The organism is Citrobacter telavivensis (assembly GCF_041807075.1).
In the GTDB taxonomy this organism is placed as follows: domain Bacteria; phylum Pseudomonadota; class Gammaproteobacteria; order Enterobacterales; family Enterobacteriaceae; genus Citrobacter_A; species Citrobacter_A telavivensis.
Genome location: NZ_JBGUBF010000006.1, coordinates 109,368 through 126,227, shown reverse-complemented (window position 1 = coordinate 126,227; position 16,860 = coordinate 109,368). Strand labels below are relative to the sequence as shown.

General features: G+C 57.7%; 19 protein-coding genes. 17 read left to right on the top strand and 2 right to left on the bottom strand.

Translation table 11 applies throughout. From position 1 onward, the window contains the following. Positions 1–9: 9 nt before the first annotated feature. From yjdN to phnP, 15 genes are all read left to right on the top strand, one after another. A complete protein-coding gene (yjdN, locus tag ACERJC_RS20545; protein ID WP_373672382.1) occupies positions 10–456 on the top strand; it encodes a VOC family metalloprotein YjdN in 447 nt (148 codons plus the stop codon). A gap of 132 nt (positions 457–588) precedes the next feature. After that, positions 589–1,377 carry a phosphonate ABC transporter ATP-binding protein gene (gene phnC, locus ACERJC_RS20540; RefSeq protein WP_286631410.1) on the top strand — a complete coding sequence of 263 codons (789 nt, stop codon included), beginning with the start codon at positions 589–591 and terminating at the stop codon, positions 1,375–1,377. 55 nt (positions 1,378–1,432) lie between these two features. Beyond that, complete coding sequence (gene phnD / locus ACERJC_RS20535) at positions 1,433–2,449, top strand: phosphonate ABC transporter substrate-binding protein (protein WP_373672381.1); 1,017 nt, start codon at positions 1,433–1,435, stop codon at positions 2,447–2,449. A gap of 98 nt (positions 2,450–2,547) precedes the next feature. After that, positions 2,548–3,327 (top strand): phosphonate ABC transporter, permease protein PhnE, encoded by a 780-nt coding sequence (gene phnE / locus ACERJC_RS20530; RefSeq protein WP_152401509.1) that lies wholly within the window; start codon positions 2,548–2,550, stop codon positions 3,325–3,327. Positions 3,328–3,347: 20 nt separating this feature from the next. Next, entirely contained in the window at positions 3,348–4,073 is a 726-nt protein-coding gene (gene phnF / locus ACERJC_RS20525) for a phosphonate metabolism transcriptional regulator PhnF (RefSeq protein WP_152401507.1), read from the top strand. Beyond that, positions 4,074–4,526 carry a phosphonate C-P lyase system protein PhnG gene (phnG, locus tag ACERJC_RS20520; RefSeq protein ID WP_373672380.1) on the top strand — a complete coding sequence of 151 codons (453 nt, stop codon included), beginning with the start codon at positions 4,074–4,076 and terminating at the stop codon, positions 4,524–4,526. It begins immediately after the preceding gene. Beyond that, positions 4,523–5,107: a phosphonate C-P lyase system protein PhnH gene (phnH, locus tag ACERJC_RS20515; protein ID WP_152401503.1), complete on the top strand. Its 585-nt coding sequence runs from the start codon at positions 4,523–4,525 to the stop codon at positions 5,105–5,107. The genes phnG and phnH overlap by 4 nt, the downstream gene beginning before the upstream one ends. Next, positions 5,107–6,174 carry a carbon-phosphorus lyase complex subunit gene (locus ACERJC_RS20510; protein ID WP_286631406.1) on the top strand — a complete coding sequence of 356 codons (1,068 nt, stop codon included), beginning with the start codon at positions 5,107–5,109 and terminating at the stop codon, positions 6,172–6,174. The genes phnH and ACERJC_RS20510 overlap by 1 nt, the downstream gene beginning before the upstream one ends. Positions 6,175–6,220: 46 nt before the next feature. Further along, a complete protein-coding gene (gene phnJ, locus ACERJC_RS20505) occupies positions 6,221–7,012 on the top strand; it encodes an alpha-D-ribose 1-methylphosphonate 5-phosphate C-P-lyase PhnJ (protein WP_373672420.1) in 792 nt (263 codons plus the stop codon). After that, positions 7,009–7,767: a phosphonate C-P lyase system protein PhnK gene (gene phnK / locus ACERJC_RS20500; protein ID WP_373672379.1), complete on the top strand. Its 759-nt coding sequence runs from the start codon at positions 7,009–7,011 to the stop codon at positions 7,765–7,767. The genes phnJ and phnK overlap by 4 nt, the downstream gene beginning before the upstream one ends. 273 nt (positions 7,768–8,040) lie before the next feature. After that, positions 8,041–8,721 carry a phosphonate C-P lyase system protein PhnL gene (gene phnL, locus ACERJC_RS20495; protein ID WP_371895942.1) on the top strand — a complete coding sequence of 227 codons (681 nt, stop codon included), beginning with the start codon at positions 8,041–8,043 and terminating at the stop codon, positions 8,719–8,721. Next, a complete protein-coding gene (gene phnM / locus ACERJC_RS20490) occupies positions 8,718–9,854 on the top strand; it encodes an alpha-D-ribose 1-methylphosphonate 5-triphosphate diphosphatase (RefSeq protein ID WP_286631404.1) in 1,137 nt (378 codons plus the stop codon). The genes phnL and phnM overlap by 4 nt, the downstream gene beginning before the upstream one ends. A gap of 2 nt (positions 9,855–9,856) precedes the next feature. Then, complete coding sequence (gene phnN / locus ACERJC_RS20485; protein WP_286631403.1) at positions 9,857–10,411, top strand: ribose 1,5-bisphosphokinase; 555 nt, start codon at positions 9,857–9,859, stop codon at positions 10,409–10,411. Further along, positions 10,398–10,832 (top strand): aminoalkylphosphonate N-acetyltransferase, encoded by a 435-nt coding sequence (phnO, locus tag ACERJC_RS20480; RefSeq protein WP_373672378.1) that lies wholly within the window; start codon positions 10,398–10,400, stop codon positions 10,830–10,832. Before phnN ends, phnO begins: the two co-directional genes overlap by 14 nt. Positions 10,833–10,895: 63 nt before the next feature. Beyond that, the gene (phnP, locus tag ACERJC_RS20475) at positions 10,896–11,654 is read left to right on the top strand and encodes a phosphonate metabolism protein PhnP (RefSeq protein ID WP_373672377.1); all 759 of its coding nucleotides are present in this window, start codon (positions 10,896–10,898) and stop codon (positions 11,652–11,654) included. Here the strand turns inward: phnP and yjdP are convergent. Further along, positions 11,651–11,980 (bottom strand): DDRRRQL repeat protein YjdP, encoded by a 330-nt coding sequence (gene yjdP, locus ACERJC_RS20470; RefSeq protein ID WP_373672376.1) that lies wholly within the window; start codon positions 11,978–11,980, stop codon positions 11,651–11,653. The two genes, phnP and yjdP, sit on opposite strands and share 4 nt — an antisense overlap. Positions 11,981–12,323: 343 nt before the next feature. Here yjdP and fdhF point away from each other — a divergent pair, with 343 nt between their 5' ends. Both fdhF and yjcO read left to right on the top strand, forming a co-directional pair. Beyond that, positions 12,324–14,471 carry a formate dehydrogenase subunit alpha gene (gene fdhF, locus ACERJC_RS20465; RefSeq protein ID WP_373672375.1) on the top strand — a complete coding sequence of 716 codons (2,148 nt, stop codon included), beginning with the start codon at positions 12,324–12,326 and terminating at the stop codon, positions 14,469–14,471. Positions 14,472–14,573: 102 nt separating this feature from the next. Continuing rightward, positions 14,574–15,263 (top strand): Sel1 family TPR-like repeat protein YjcO, encoded by a 690-nt coding sequence (gene yjcO, locus ACERJC_RS20460; RefSeq protein ID WP_178826771.1) that lies wholly within the window; start codon positions 14,574–14,576, stop codon positions 15,261–15,263. 97 nt (positions 15,264–15,360) lie between these two features. Here the strand turns inward: yjcO and gltP are convergent, their stop codons facing one another. After that, complete coding sequence (gltP, locus tag ACERJC_RS20455) at positions 15,361–16,671, bottom strand: glutamate/aspartate:proton symporter GltP (RefSeq protein ID WP_152401477.1); 1,311 nt, start codon at positions 16,669–16,671, stop codon at positions 15,361–15,363. Between the last annotated feature and the right edge of the window lie 189 nt (positions 16,672–16,860).

Below are 16,860 nucleotides of genomic sequence, written 5' to 3'. Positions count from 1 at the left end.
GTAAAGATTATGCCGTTAAGTCCCTACATCTCTTTTGCCGGAAACTGTGCTGACGCCATCGCGTATTATCAAAAGACGTTGGGTGCAGAACTCCTTTATAAAATCAGCTTCGGTGAAATGCCCAAATCGGCGCAGGACAGCGAAGACGGTTGCCCGTCCGCAATGACATTCCCCGATACCGCTATCGCCCATGCCAACCTGCGTATCGCCAATAGCGACATCATGATGAGTGATGCCATTTCATCGGACAACGCCCACTATTCTGGATTCACGCTGGTCCTCGACACGCAAAATGTCGATGAAGGGAAGCGCTGGTTTGACCATCTCGCCGCTGAGGGTCAAATCGAAATAGACTGGCAGGAAACCTTCTGGGCACATGGCTTTGGCAAAGTCAGCGATCGCTACGGCATACCGTGGATGATCAATGTCGTCAAACAACCCCAGCCAACCGAGTAACACAGCGGGAGGCGTGCCTCCCGTCTTGTCATCAAACTCACCTTAACTCTTCATCGGCAAGTCACGTCCCCTTAACCCAAACGTCATATTGATCCGCCACGATGGGGCCACTTTTTATAGAGAGGCCGCATCATGGAAACGATCATTCGCGTCGAGAAACTCTCCAAAACGTTTAATCAGCATCAGGCGCTGCATGCGGTTGATCTGAACATAGGTTCCGGTGAGATGGTGGCTCTGCTTGGGCCGTCAGGCTCCGGCAAATCCACCCTTTTACGTCATCTGAGCGGATTGATCACCGGCGATAAATCGCCAGGCAGCCGCGTCGAACTGCTCGGTCGCACCGTTCAGCATGAAGGCCGACTGGCGCGCGATATCCGCAAGAGCCGCGCGCATACCGGTTACATCTTCCAACAGTTCAATCTGGTGAATCGCCTGACGGTGCTGGAGAACGTGCTGATTGGCGCGCTCGGCAGTACGCCGTTCTGGCGCACCTGTTTTAGCTGGTTTAGCGCAGAGCAGAAACAGCGCGCGCTCCAGGCGCTGACCCGCGTCGGGATGGCGCACTTTGCGCACCAGCGCGTCTCAACGCTCTCCGGCGGTCAGCAGCAGCGTGTGGCAATCGCCCGGGCGCTGATGCAACAGGCCAAAGTGATCCTCGCCGACGAACCGATTGCCTCACTGGACCCGGAATCGGCGCGCATCGTGATGGACACCCTGCGCGACATCAACCAGACCGACGGCATTACCGTCGTCGTCACGCTGCATCAGGTGGATTACGCCCTGCGCTACTGCGAACGCATTGTCGCGCTGCGTCAGGGACACGTCTTCTATGACGGCAGCAGCCAGCTCTTTGATAACGAACGATTTGACCATCTCTACCGCAGCATGAACCGCGTCGAACCGAACGCACAGGCTGCTTAATTCAAAAAGCCCAGGCTGGCAGGTGAAACAGCCTGGAACAATATGAGGAATGGAAATGAGCTATAAAACGGTAGCCGCGCTGGCCTTTACCAGCATGTTCAGCGTCAGTACTCTGCTCAGTCCCGCCTTTGCCGAAGAGCAGGAAAAAGCGCTGAACTTTGGCATTATTTCGACCGAATCACAGCAAAACCTCAAACCCCAATGGGATCCGTTCCTGAAGGATATGGAGAAGACGCTGGGCGTAAAAGTGAACGCCTTCTTCGCCCCGGACTACGCCGGGATCATCCAGGGTATGCGCTTTAATAAAGTCGATATCGCCTGGTACGGCAACCTCTCGGCAATGGAAGCCGTGGATCGTGCCAACGGCCAGGTCTTCGCCCAGACCGTCGCCGCCGATGGATCTCCGGGTTACTGGAGCGTGCTGATCGTGAACAAGGACAGCCCGATCAACAACCTCGACGAACTGATCGCCAAACGCAAAGATCTCACCTTCGGTAACGGCGATCCCAACTCCACCTCCGGTTATCTCGTCCCGGGCTATTACGTCTTTGCCAAAAACAACATTGCCGCCAGCGACTTCAAACGCACCGTCAACGCCGGTCATGAAACCAATGCCCTCGCCGTCGCCAACAAGCAAGTGGATGTCGCCACTAACAATACCGAGAACCTCGATAAGCTGAAAACCTCCGCGCCGGACAAGCTGAAAGCGCTGAAGGTTATCTGGAAGTCGCCGCTGATCCCGGGCGATCCGATCGTCTGGCGTAAGAACCTCTCAGAAACCACCAAGGACAAGGTGTACGACTTCTTCATGAACTACGGCAAAACAGCGGAAGAAAAAACCGTGCTGGAACGTCTGGGCTGGGCTCCGTTCCGTGCCTCCAGCGACCTGCAACTGGTACCGATTCGCCAGCTCGCGCTGTTTAAAGAGATGCAGAGCGTGCAGGACAACAAAGGACTGAACGCTGAAGAGAAAACCAGTAAATCTTCCGCGATTAAAGCGCAACTGGACGATCTCGACCGTCTGACCGCCGCGCTGAGCGCCATGACCAGCGTGAACAAAGCGGTGCAGTAATGCTCTGCCCGGTGGCGCTGTGCTTACCGGGCCTACGTTCCATCTGTAGGCCGGATAAGCGCAGCGCCATCCGGCAATGACAGACCACGGAGAACTTCATGCAAACCATCACCGTCCCACCTCCGAAACGTAGCTGGTTCTCGCTCGTGAGTTGGGCCATTCTGCTCGCCGTGCTGGTCGTGTCGTGGAAAGGCGCCGAAATGGCCCCACTCACGCTGATTCAGGACTCCGGCAACATGGCGACCTTCGCCGCCGATTTCTTCCCACCGGACTTCAGCCAGTGGCGGGACTACCTCGGCGAAATGGCAGTAACCCTGCAAATCGCCGTCTGGGGCACCGCGCTGGCCGTGATCCTCTCCATTCCCTTCGGCCTGATGTGCGCCGACAACCTCGTGCCCTGGTGGATCTACCAGCCGATGCGAAGGGCGATGGACGCCTGCCGCGCCATCAACGAAATGGTGTTTGCCATGCTGTTTGTGGTCGCCGTCGGTCTCGGTCCCTTTGCAGGCGTCATGGCGCTGTTTATCCACACCACCGGCGTACTTTCCAAACTGTTGTCCGAAGCGGTGGAAGCCATTGAACCCGGTCCGGTTGAAGGCATTCGCGCCACCGGTGCCAACAAAATCGAAGAGATTCTTTACGGCGTGCTGCCCCAGGTGATGCCGCTGCTGATCTCCTACTCGCTGTACCGCTTTGAATCCAACGTCCGCTCGGCAACCGTAGTGGGGATGGTGGGCGCAGGCGGCATTGGCGTCACGTTGTGGGAAGCGATTCGCGGTTTCCAGTTCCAGCAAACCTGCGCCCTGATGGTGTTGATCATCGTCACCGTCAGCCTGCTGGATTTTCTCTCCCAGCGTTTACGTAAGCACTTTATCTGATTAGCGAGGCATTGATTGCTATGCACTTGTCTACACATCCGACCAGTTATCCGACGCGTTATCAGGAGATTGCCGCGAGACTTGAGCAGGAGCTACGCCAACACTACCGCTGCGGCGATTACCTGCCCGCCGAGCATCAGCTTGCCGCGCATTATGAGGTTAACCGTCACACCCTGCGCCGCGCCATCGACCAGTTGGTTGAGCGCGGCTGGGTACAGCGTCGTCAGGGCGTTGGCGTGCTGGTGCTGATGCGCCCGTTCGATTATCCGCTTAACGCCCAGGCTCGCTTCAGTCAAAACCTGTTGGATCAGGGAAGCCATCCCACCAGCGAAAAACTGCTGGCGGTGCTGCGCCCGGCTTCCCGTCACGTTGCCGATGCGCTCAGCACGCAGGAGGGCACTAACGTCATCCACCTGCGCACCCTGCGACGGGTGAACGGCATTGCCCTGTGTCTGATTGACCATTACTTTTCCGACCTCACCCTCTGGCCGCTGCTGCAGGGCTTTAATCACGGCTCGCTGCACGACTACTTGCGCGAGCAGTCCGGCCTCACGCTCAAACGCACGCAGACACGCATCAGCGCCCGCCGTGCGCAGGCGAAAGAGAGCAAGGTCCTGGAAATCCCCAATATGGCGCCGCTGCTCTGCGTGCGCACCCTGAACCACCGTGAAGGCGAAGAACGTGCGATGGAGTACTCCGTCAGCCTGACCCGCGCCGACATGATCGAATTCACTATGGAGCACTGAATGCATTTCGATACCGCCACCCGCCAGCGCTGGATGCGCGCGCTGGCTTTCAGTAAGGCCGATGCCCTGAATGCGCGGCTCCAGGCGTTAAAGCTGGCACCGGAATATGAGCTGATTCGCGCCCCGGAAACCGGGCTGATGCAAATTCAGGCGCGCATAGGCGGCACCGGCAACCGCTTCTTTGCCGGAGACACCACGCTGACCCGCGCAGTGGTACGCCTGAAAAGCGGCACGCTGGGCTACAGCTACCTGCTGGGACGCAACAAACATCACGCCGAGCAGTGCGCCGTTATCGACGCCTTACTGCAGGAACAGACGCATTTCCAGAATCTGATGGAAACCTTAATTAGCCCGCTGGAAGCAGAACGCGAGGCGGAAATTACCGCCCGTCGCGCCGAAGTCAACGCCAGCCGGGTCGACTTCTTTACGCTGGTACGCGGAGATAACGAATGACCCTACAGACCGCCTTTACCCTGCCCGTTCAGGACGCCCAACAAAGCTTTCGCCGCCTGCTGAAAGCGATGAGCGAACCGGGGGTGATTGTTGCCCTGCATCAACTGAAACACGGCTGGCAGCCGTTGAATCTGGCGACCACCAGCGTTCTGCTGACGCTGGTCGATGGCGATACGCCGGTCTGGCTGTCGCCTGCGCTTAATAATGACATCGCCAGCCAGAACCTGCGTTTTCACACCAACGCGCCGATGGTCGAACAACCGCAACTGGCAACCTTTGCCGTGGCCGACGAGCAGATCAGCAGCGAACAGCTTAATGCCCTCTCCGCCGGTTCTGCCGTCGCGCCGGAATCCAGCGCCACGCTGATCGTGCAGGTCTCCAGCCTGAGCGGCGGGCGGATGCTACGTCTGACCGGCGCGGGGATCGCCGAAGAGCGGATGATTGCGCCGCAGTTGCCAGAGTGCCTGATTCACGAACTCACCGAGCGTCCGCATCCGTTCCCGCTGGGCGTCGATCTTATCCTCACCTGCGGCGAACGGCTGCTGGCCATTCCGCGAACCACCCATGTGGAGGTGTGCTGATGTACGTAGCCGTCAAGGGGGGCGAGAAGGCAATAGCCAATGCCCATGCGTTACAGGAGCACCGACGCCGGGGCGACGATGCAGTTGTCGAACTGAGCGTGGCGCAGATCGAACAGCAGATGAATCTGGCTGTCGACAGGGTAATGACCGAAGGCGGTATTGCCGATCGCGAACTGGCGGCGCTGGCGCTCAAGCAGGCCAGCGGCGATAACGTCGAAGCCATCTTTCTGCTGCGCGCCTATCGCACCACGCTGGCGAAGCTGGCGGTGAGTGAGCCGCTGAACAGCGCGGAAATGCGCCTGGAACGCCGTATCTCCGCCGTCTATAAAGATATTCCGGGTGGACAGCTGTTAGGGCCAACCTATGACTACACCCATCGTCTGCTCGATTTTACGCTGCTGGCGAATGGCGAAACGCCACCGTTGCGGACCGCAGAGAGTACACAGGAAGCCGCCCCGCACGTCTTTTCGCTGTTGGCGAATCAGGGGCTGGCGAAGCCCGAAGAAGATAACGGCATCGCGCCGGATGACATCACCCGCACGCCGCCGGTTTATCCCTGCTCCCGCGCCTCGCGCCTGCAACAGTTGATGCGCGGCGATGAGGGCTATCTGCTGGCGCTGGCCTACTCTACCCAGCGCGGCTACGGGCGCAATCACCCGTTCGCGGCCGAGATCCGCAGCGGTTACGTTGCGCTGGAAACGGTGCCGGAAGAGCTGGGATTTGCGGTCAACGTTGGCGAACTGCTGATGACCGAATGCGAAATGGTCAACGGCTTTGTCGCCCCGGAACACGACGCGCCCCACTTTACTCGCGGCTACGGGCTGGTGTTCGGCATGAGCGAACGCAAAGCGATGGCAATGGCGCTGGTGGACAGAGCCCTACAGGCACCCGACTACGATGAAACGGTCACGGGACCGGCACAGGACGAAGAGTTCGTGCTGGCGCATGCGGATAACGTCGAAGCGGCGGGTTTTGTTTCGCACCTCAAACTCCCCCACTACGTCGATTTCCAGGCCGAGCTGGAACTGCTCAAACGCCTGCAACAGGAGGCCGCCCGTGACCACTAACCTCTCCGGCTACAACTTTGCTTATCTGGATGAACAGACCAAACGCATGATCCGCCGCGCGATCCTCAAAGCGGTGGCGATCCCGGGCTATCAGGTGCCGTTCGGTGGTCGCGAAATGCCGATGCCCTACGGCTGGGGAACCGGCGGGATCCAGATTACCGCCAGCGTGATTGGCGAACCGGATGTGCTGAAAGTCATCGATCAGGGCGCGGATGACACCACCAACGCCGTATCGATCCGCAACTTCTTCAAACGCGTCACCGGCGTTAATACCACCGAACGCACGGAAGACGCCACGCTTATCCAGACCCGTCACCGGATCCCGGAAACGCCGCTGGGGGAAGATCAGATCATCATCTTCCAGGTGCCGATCCCCGAACCGCTGCGTTTTATCGAGCCGCGCGAAACAGAAACCCGCACCATGCATGCGCTGGAGGAGTACGGGATCATGCAGGTAAAACTGTATGAAGATATCGCCCGCTTCGGCCACATCGCGACCACCTACGCCTACCCGGTGAAGGTGAATGGCCGCTATGTGATGGACCCGTCGCCAATCCCGAAATTCGATAACCCGAAAATGGACATGATGCCCGCCCTCCAGCTGTTTGGCGCGGGACGCGAAAAACGCATCTACGCCGTGCCGCCGTATACCCACGTGGAAAGCCTCGACTTCGACGATCATCCGTTCACCGTGCAGACCTGGGATGAGCCCTGCGCCATCTGCGGTTCAACACACAGTTATCTTGACGAAGTGGTGCTCGATGACACCGGCAAACGGATGTTTGTCTGCTCCGACACCGACTACTGCCGCCAACAGAGCGAGGCACTCAGCCAATGACGCAACCGCTGCTTTCGGTTAATCACCTGACCCATCTCTACGCGCCGGGCAAAGGCTTCAGCGAGGTCTCTTTTGACCTGTGGCCTGGCGAAGTGCTGGGCATTGTCGGGGAGTCCGGTTCAGGTAAAACCACCCTGCTGAAATCCATTTCCTCACGCCTGACGCCGCAGTCGGGCGAGATTCAGTACCAGAACCGTTCGCTGTACGCCATGAGCGAGGCCGACCGTCGTCGCCTGCTGCGCACCGAATGGGGCGTGGTGCATCAGCATCCGCTGGACGGCCTACGTCGTCAGGTCTCTGCGGGCGGCAATATCGGCGAACGCCTGATGGCGACCGGTGCGCGCCACTACGGCGAGATCCGTGCCACGGCTCAGCGCTGGCTGGAAGAGGTCGAAATTCCGGCCTCACGTATCGACGACCTGCCGACCACCTTTTCCGGCGGCATGCAGCAACGTCTGCAGATCGCCCGCAACCTCGTCACGCATCCGAAGCTGGTGTTTATGGATGAACCGACCGGCGGCCTGGACGTCTCCGTACAGGCGAAGCTACTGGACCTGCTGCGTGGACTGGTGGTGGAACTGGATCTGGCAGTGGTGATTGTCACCCACGATTTAGGCGTGGCGCGCCTGCTGGCAGACCGTCTGCTGGTGATGAAACAGGGTCAGGTGGTGGAAAGTGGATTAACCGACCGCGTGCTCGACGATCCGCACCACCCTTATACCCAACTGCTGGTGTCGTCAGTTTTACAGAATTGATGTCGCTGCTGTGCCGGATGACGACGCTAACGCGTCTTATCCGGCCTACAGAACCGCGCTTACCCGACCTACGGTACATGTAGGCCGGATAAGGTAAAGCCGCCATCCGGCTACGAAACATGTAGGCCGGATAAGGCAAAGCCGCCATCCGGCTACGAAACATGTAGGCCGGATAAGGTAAAGCCGCCATCCGGCTACGAAATGTGTAGGCCGGATAAGGCAAAGCCGTCATCCGGCGATCGGACATCCGGCAAAAAGAACGAAGAGGCCAACATGATTCGCGTAGAAAATGTCAGCAAGACTTTTGTGCTCCATCAGCAAAACGGCGTGCGCCTGCCGGTGCTGCAAAACGCCTCGCTGGAGGTAAAAAACGGGGAATGCGTCGTGCTGCATGGCCATTCCGGCAGCGGGAAATCGACACTGCTCCGTTCGCTGTATGCCAACTACCTGCCCGATGAAGGACACATCCATATTCGCCATCGCGACGAATGGGTGGATCTGGTGCAGGCCCCGGCGCGCAAAGTGCTGGAAGTACGCCGCGCCACGATAGGCTGGGTGAGCCAGTTTCTGCGGGTGATCCCACGCGTCTGCACGCTGGATGTCGTCATGCAGCCGCTGCTGGATCTCGGCGTGCCGCGCGAGGCGTGCGCCGCCAAAGCCGCAAACCTGCTGACGCGTCTGAACGTGCCGGAACGCCTGTGGCACCTTGCCCCGTCAACTTTTTCCGGCGGTGAACAACAGCGCGTCAACATTGCGCGCGGTTTTATCGTCGATTACCCGATTTTGTTACTCGACGAACCGACCGCATCGCTCGATGCCAAAAACAGTGCCGCCGTGGTGGCGCTGATTGAAGAGGCAAAAGCGCGCGGCGCGGCCATTGTCGGCATTTTTCACGATCAAACTGTGCGCGACCGCGTAGCGGATCGTTTGCACCTGATGGGAACAACACCATGATTATCAACAATGTAAAGCTGGTGCTGGAAGATGAAGTGGTGCAGGGATCGCTGGAAATGCAGGAGGGTGTGATTCGCGCGTTTGCGCAAAGTCAGAGCCGTTTGCCACAGGCGCTGGACGGTGAAGGCGGCTGGCTGCTGCCGGGACTGATTGAGCTTCACACCGACAATCTCGACAAATTCTTCACCCCCCGCCCGAAGGTGGACTGGCCCGCCCATTCGGCGATGAGCAGCCACGACGCGCTGATGGTCGCCAGCGGTATCACCACCGTGCTGGACGCGGTAGCGATTGGCGATGTCCGCGACGGCGGCGATCGCCTGGAAAACCTGGAGAAGATGATCAACGCCGTGGAAGAGACGCAAAAGCGTGGGGTGAACCGCGCCGAACACCGCCTGCATCTGCGCTGCGAACTGCCGCACCACACCACGTTACCGCTGTTCGAGAAACTGGTGGGTCGTGAACCGGTCACGCTGGTTTCGCTGATGGATCACTCGCCGGGCCAGCGCCAGTTCGCCAACCGCGAGAAGTACCGTGAGTATTATCAGGGCAAATATTCGCTGACCGATGAACAGATGGCGCGTTACGAAGAGGAACAGCTTCAGCTTGCCGCACGCTGGTCACAGCCCAACCGGACGGCCATCGCGCAGTTGTGCCGTGAGCGCAACATTGCGCTGGCGAGCCACGATGACGCCACCGCCGGACATGTGCTTGAATCACATCAGCTTGGCAGCGTGATCGCCGAATTTCCCACCACCTTTGAAGCCGCAGAAGCCTCACGCCAGCACGGCATGAACGTGCTGATGGGCGCGCCGAACATCGTGCGCGGCGGTTCTCACTCCGGCAACGTCGCGGCGCATACGCTGGCGGAGTTGGGCCTGCTGGATATTCTCTCGTCGGATTACTACCCTGCCAGCCTGCTGGATGCGGCGTTTCGCGTCGCGGACGACGCGGCCAACCGCTTCACCCTGCCGCAGGCGATCCGCCTGGTCACCGCCAACCCGGCACGGGCGCTCAGTCTCAGCGATCGCGGCACGATCGCCGAAGGGAAACGCGCCGATCTGGTACTGGCACACCGCAAGGGCGATCACATCCACATCGACCACGTCTGGCGTCAGGGAAAGAGGGTGTTCTGAGTATGGGAAAACTGATCTGGCTGATGGGGCCGTCCGGCTCCGGAAAGGACAGTTTGCTGACGGCACTCCGTCAGCAGGAACATGCGCAACTGCTGGTGGCGCATCGTTACATCACCCGCGCGGCGAACGCCGGGAGCGAGAATCATGTTGCCCTGAGCGAACAGGAGTTTTTCACCCGCGCCGGGCATAACCTGCTGGCGCTAAGCTGGCATGCTAACGGCTTTTACTATGGCGTCGGCGTGGAGATCGATCTCTGGCTCAACGGCGGCTTCGACGTAGTGGTCAACGGCTCCCGGGCGCATCTTCCCCAGGCGCAGGCGCGCTACGGTACGGCGCTGCTGCCGGTCTGTTTGCAGGTCTCCCCCACGATTTTGCGCCAGCGTTTACAGGCGCGCGGGCGGGAAAGCGAAACGGAGATCGCCGCGCGTCTCGAACGCGCCGCCCGCTATGCCCCGTTTGACTGCCATACGTTGAATAACGACGGCAGTTTGCGCCAGTCCGTCGATACACTGTTAACGTTAATGGGACGCAAGGAGCCACGCCATGTCTGCCTGTGAACTTCGTCGCGCCACGGTACAAGACACCGAGGCCGTGTACGCGCTCATCTGCGAACTGAAACAAACCACGTTTGATTACCCGGCCTTTCGCGCCGGATTCACCGCCAATTTGCAGGATGCCCGATTGCGCTATCAGTTGGCGCTGCTTGACGGTGAGGCGGTTGGGTTGATTGGCCTGCATTTGCAGTATCATTTACATCACGCCAACTGGATTGGCGAGATTCAGGAGCTGGTGGTGATGCCGCAGGCGCGGAGTCTGAAAATCGGCAGCCAGTTGTTGGCATGGGCGGAACAGGAAGCCCGCGAGGCGGGAGCGGAGATGACGGAGCTGTCCACCAGCGTGAAGCGTCATAACGCCCACCGTTTTTATCTGCGCGAAGGCTACGAACAGAGCCATTTTCGCTTCACAAAAGCATTGTGAGGTACGTAGCCCGGATAAGACGCTCGCGTCGCCATCCGGCACGATACGACAAGGGGAGTCACGATGAGCCTGACCATTACGCTGAGCGGCACGGGCGGCGCGCAAGGGGTGCCGGCGTATGGCTGCGACTGCGCCGCCTGTCGTCGCGCGCGTTTGCAGGAACCGTATTGCCGACGCCCGTGTAGCGGCGTGGTCAAATTCAACGATGCGGTGACGCTGCTGGATGCAGGCATACCGCACCTGATGGACGACTGGCCGGCGGGTAGCTTCCGACAGTTTTTACTCACCCACTATCACATGGACCACGTACAGGGATTGTTTCCGCTGCGCTGGGGCGTTGGAGCCTCCATCCCGGTGTACGGCCCGGCGGACGAACAGGGTTGCGACGATCTGTTTAAGCACCCCGGCATTCTGGACTTTAGCTACACCGTCGAGCCGTTTGTGGTGTTTGAGTTACAGGGATTACAGGTCACACCGCTGCCGCTGAATCACTCAAAGCTGACGTTGGGTTATCTTCTGGAGACGGCGCACAGCCGCGTGGCGTGGCTATCCGACACCGCCGGACTGCCCGATAAAACGCTCACCTTTCTGCTCAACAATCAGCCGCAGGTTATCGTCATCGACTGTAGCCATGCGCCGAGTCCGGAACCCCCGCGCAACCACGGTGATTTAACCACGGTGATGGCGCTCAATGAGGTGATTCACTGCCCGCAGGTGATCCTCACTCATATCAGCCACCAGTTCGACGTCTGGCTGATGGATAACCCGCTCCCGGACGGATTTGAAGCGGGCTATGACGGAATGCAGATTGTGGTGGATTAACGTTCGTCGTCCTCTTCCATTCGACGCTCTTCATCTTCCAGTTGGCGGCGCTCGCGATCGAGCTGGCGCTGGCGTTCATCCAGTTGACGACGTCTGTCCTCAAACTGACGGCGACGGTCGTCATACTGCCTGCGGCGATCGTCGCTCATGTCGTTCTGCCACCTGTCGTCACGCGAATCCTCGTAGTCCCGCCCGCTGTCAGGCTTATAGGCATCGTTGATCGCCTGCTGAATGTTGCCGATGGCATCATCAATAATATCGGCCTGCGCCGGCACGGTAGCCAGCGACAGCAGGCTGAATAAAAAGAGCGTCAGAGTGCGTTTCATAAAACCAGCCTCAAAAGGGGACGTTTTCTACGTTAGTCAACGCAACCTGATGCAACCAGAGGAGGAATCTCAAATTCAGTCTGGGTCAGCAGCGTCCCTCCATGGGTGTACCGGGTTCAAAACCTTAGCCAGCCAACACGACTCTGCCGCTGCGCGGGGTCGATATGTTGTCATTCACGGGAAATCGTCACGTCAAATATGACGACAGCCTGCTTTTCGTCAGGGTTTTGACCAAAAATTACCCGTAATATCAGGGAAAGTCCCCAATTAAAATGTGGCATAAAAGATGCATACTCAGGGCGACAAGCGTGTATGCGCGATTTGATTAACTGGAGCGAAACCGATGAAAAAAGTCGTCACGGTTTGCCCGTATTGCGCATCAGGTTGCAAGATAAACCTGGTGGTCGATAACGGCAAAATCGTCCGGGCTGAGGCGGCGCAGGGGAAAACCAATCAGGGTACTCTGTGTCTGAAGGGCTATTACGGCTGGGATTTTATTAACGATACCCAGATCCTGACCCCGCGCCTGAAAACCCCTATGATTCGTCGCCAGCGTGGCGGCAAACTGGAATCTGTTTCCTGGGATGAAGCGCTGAACTACGTCGCCGAGCGCCTGAGCGCCATCAAAGCGAAATACGGCCCTGATGCCATCCAGACGACCGGCTCGTCTCGTGGTACCGGGAATGAAACCAACTACATCATGCAAAAATTTGCGCGCGCCGTTATTGGTACCAATAACGTTGACTGCTGCGCTCGCGTCTGACACGGCCCATCGGTTGCAGGTCTGCACCAGTCGGTCGGTAACGGCGCAATGAGTAATGCAATTAACGAAATTGATAACACCGATTTAGTGTTTATCTTCGGCTACAACCCGGCGGATTCCCACCCTATTGTGGCGAATCACGTGATTAACGCTAAACGTAACGGGGCGAAAATTATCGTCTGCGATCCGCGCAAAATTGAAACCGCGCGCATTGCCGACATGCACATCGCATTGCGAAACGGCTCGAATATCGCGCTGTTGAACGCAATGGGTCATGTCATTATTGAAGAAAACCTCTACGACCAGGCATTTGTGGCCTCGCGTACGGAAGGCTTTGAAGAGTACCGCAAGATTGTCGAAGGCTATACGCCGGAGTCCGTTGAGGAGATAACCGGCGTCAGCGCGAATGAAATTCGCCAGGCGGCGCGGATGTATGCCGGGGCGAAAAACGCGACCATCCTGTGGGGCATGGGTGTGACCCAGTTCTATCAGGGCGTGGAAACCGTGCGCTCGCTGACCAGCCTCGCGATGCTGACCGGCAACCTCGGTAAGCCCAGCGTGGGCGTTAACCCGGTACGTGGTCAGAACAACGTTCAGGGCGCGTGCGATATGGGTGCGCTGCCGGATACCTATCCGGGCTATCAGTATGTGAAAGAATCGGCCAACCGCGAGAAATTCGCCAAAGCCTGGGGCGTGGACAGTCTGCCTGCGCACACCGGCTATCGCATCAGCGAGCTGCCGCACCGTGCGGCGCATGGCGAAGTGCGTGCGGCATACATCATGGGTGAAGATCCGCTGCAAACCGATGCGGAACTCTCTGCGGTGCGCAAAGGCTTTGAGGATCTGGAGCTGGTCATCGTGCAGGACATCTTTATGACCAAAACCGCCTCGGCGGCGGATGTTATTTTACCGTCGACGTCATGGGGTGAGCATGAAGGGGTATTTACCGCGGCTGACCGTGGCTTCCAGCGCTTCTTTAAAGCCGTTGAACCGAAGTGGGATCTGAAAACCGACTGGCAAATCATCAGTGAAATTGCCACACGGATGGGGTATCCGATGCACTACAACAACACCCAGGAGATCTGGGATGAGTTGCGTCATCTGTGCCCGGATTTCTACGGTGCCACTTACGAGAAGATGGGCGAACTGGGGTATATCCAGTGGCCTTGCCGTGACACGTCGGACGCCGATCAGGGGACGTCTTACCTCTTTAAAGAGAAGTTTGATACCCCGAACGGCATGGCACAGTTCTTCACCTGCGACTGGGTTGCGCCTATCGATAAACTCACCGAAGAGTACCCGATGGTACTGTCAACGGTGCGTGAAGTCGGCCACTACTCCTGTCGTTCGATGACCGGTAACTGTGCGGCCCTGGCCGCGCTGGCAGACGAACCGGGCTATGCGCAAATCAACGCGGCCGACGCGGCGCGTCTGGGCATTGAAGATGAAGCGCTGGTCTGGGTTCACTCGCGCAAAGGCAAAATCATCACCCGCGCACAGGTCAGCGAACGCCCGAACAAAGGGGCGATTTATATGACCTACCAGTGGTGGATTGGCGCCTGTAACGAGTTGGTGACGGAGAACTTAAGCCCGATTACCAAAACGCCGGAGTACAAGTATTGCGCCGTGCGCGTGGAGCCGATTGCCGATCAATCCGCCGCCGAGCAGTACGTGATTGATGAGTACAACAAGCTGAAGGCCCGCCTGCGCGAAACCGCAATGGGTTAACCACAACGTTGATGCATCTCAACAGCCTCCTCCTGGAGGCTGTTTTTTTATCCATACGATCTCTTTATACTGTCCATTCCGTACCCTAATTAAAACTTAATAATGAAACCACTTCTTGCATTGATGTTATTGATGACATTCTTTGCCCGTGCTGCCGATCCTGAGCCTGGAAGCCAGTATTTGCAGGCCGCAGAGGCAGGTGACAAACGCGCGCAATATTACCTTGCTGACAGCTGGTTTAGCTTCGGCGATTTGAGCAAAGCCGAGTACTGGGCACAGAAATCTGCGGACAATGGCGATGCGGATGCTTGTGCGCTGCTGGCGCAAATTAAAATCACTAACCCGGTCAGTCTGGATTATCCGGAAGCGAAAATGCTGGCGGAAAAGGCTGCCCAGGCGGGCAGTAAAGCGGGTGAAATTACGCTGGCGCGAATTCTGGTCAATACTCAGGCCGGTAGACCCGATTATCCCAAAGCCATTTCCCTGCTGCAAAACGCTTCTGAAAATCTGGAGAGCGATGTTGCTGTAGACGCGCAGATGTTGCTCGGTCTGATTTACGCCAACGGCGTCGGGATTCAGGCCGATGATGATAAAGCGACCTGGTACTTCAAGCGCAGTTCCGCCATCTCTCGTACCGGATATTCCGAATACTGGGCGGGAATGATGTTTCTGAACGGCGAACAGGGCTTTATTGAGAAGAATAAACAGAAGGCGCTGCACTGGTTAAATCTGAGCTGTAGCGAAGGGTTTGATACCGGCTGCGAAGAGTTTGATAAGTTAACCAATGGGTGAATCAGATTGCCTGATGACGACGCTCACGCGTCTTATCAGGCCCACACATCCTTTGTAGGCCTGATAAGCGAAGCGCCATCAGGCAATCCGCTAACCGTTACTGAGCGGTTTTATCGAATTTGCCCAGTACTTCGCGCTCATACGCCAGCGCTTTTTTGCGGTCAAACTTGTGTTCCCATTTGGCGATAACCAGCACCGCCAGCGCATTCCCCACCACGTTCAGCGCCGTACGCGCCATGTCGAGAATACGATCCACACCCGCGATAAAGGCCAAGCCTTCCAATGGAATGCCTACGCTACCAAGCGTTGCCAGCAGTACCACGAAGGAGACGCCCGGTACGCCGGCAATCCCTTTCGATGTCACCATCAGCGTCAGCACCAGCACGATTTCCTGCCACAGTGACAGGTCGATACCGTACAACTGCGCGATGAAGATCGCGGCAATACTCTGGTACAGGGTCGAACCATCGAGGTTGAACGAGTAACCGGTCGGCACCACAAAACTGGTGATCGAGGCCGGCGCGCCATAGGCTTCCATCTTCTCGATAATCCGCGGCAAAACGCTTTCGGAGCTGGCGGTAGAGTACGCCAGAATCAACTCGTCTTTCAGAATGCGGATCAGGATCCAGATGCTCAGCCCGCAAATGCGCGCGACAATACCCAGCACCACCAGCGCGAAGAACAGGATCGCGAAATGAACCAACAGTACCAGCTTCGCCAGCGGCCACAGTGAGGCAAAACCGAAGTTCGCCACGGTCACGGCAATCAGCGCGAATACCCCGATCGGCGCATAGCGCATCACCATGTGCGTCACTTTAAACATGGTTTCGGAAATGGAACGGAACACCGTCACCAGCGGCTCACGATGCGTTGCCGGCAGTGAGGAAAGCCCCAGACCAAACAGCACCGAGAAAAAGATAATGGGCAGCATGTCGCCCTTCGCCATCGAGGCGACGATGTTCGTCGGGACCAGCGACAGAATCGTGCCCATCAGGCCATGCGCGTGGCTCTGCACTTCTGCCGTCGTGTTCTGGTATTTCGAAATGTCCACGGTCGCCAGTTGCGACATATCAATGCCGGAGCCCGGCTGAAACACATTCGCCAGCGTAATCCCGAGGATAATGGCGATGGTCGTGATCACTTCGAAATAGAGAATCGTTTTCGCGCCGATACGTCCCAGTTGTTTCGCATCGCCGACACCGGCAATGCCGACAACCAGCGTAGAGATCACAATCGGCACAACGATCATTTTAATCAGATGGATAAAGATATCCCCTGCCGGAGAGAGCAGGTTTGCAATCAGCCACTCGCGGCTATCGCTGTGATAATGCAGATAACTGCCGAGTAAAATGCCCAGCACCATGGCAATCAGGATCTGCCAGGCCAGGCTGAGTTTAAAACTTTTCATAACGACGGACTTCCTCAATGGAGCGCCACTCCGGTAAAAAAACAGGAATGGTTACATACTGAAAGGGTATGAATTGTGTTGCGTTGGTTTGTAGAGTTTTTTAACGCGCATAATCAGTACCATTTGCAGGGCATCTTACGCAACCCTTTAAGAACAGGGCTTTTCGCTGAAATAATGCATAATAACGCG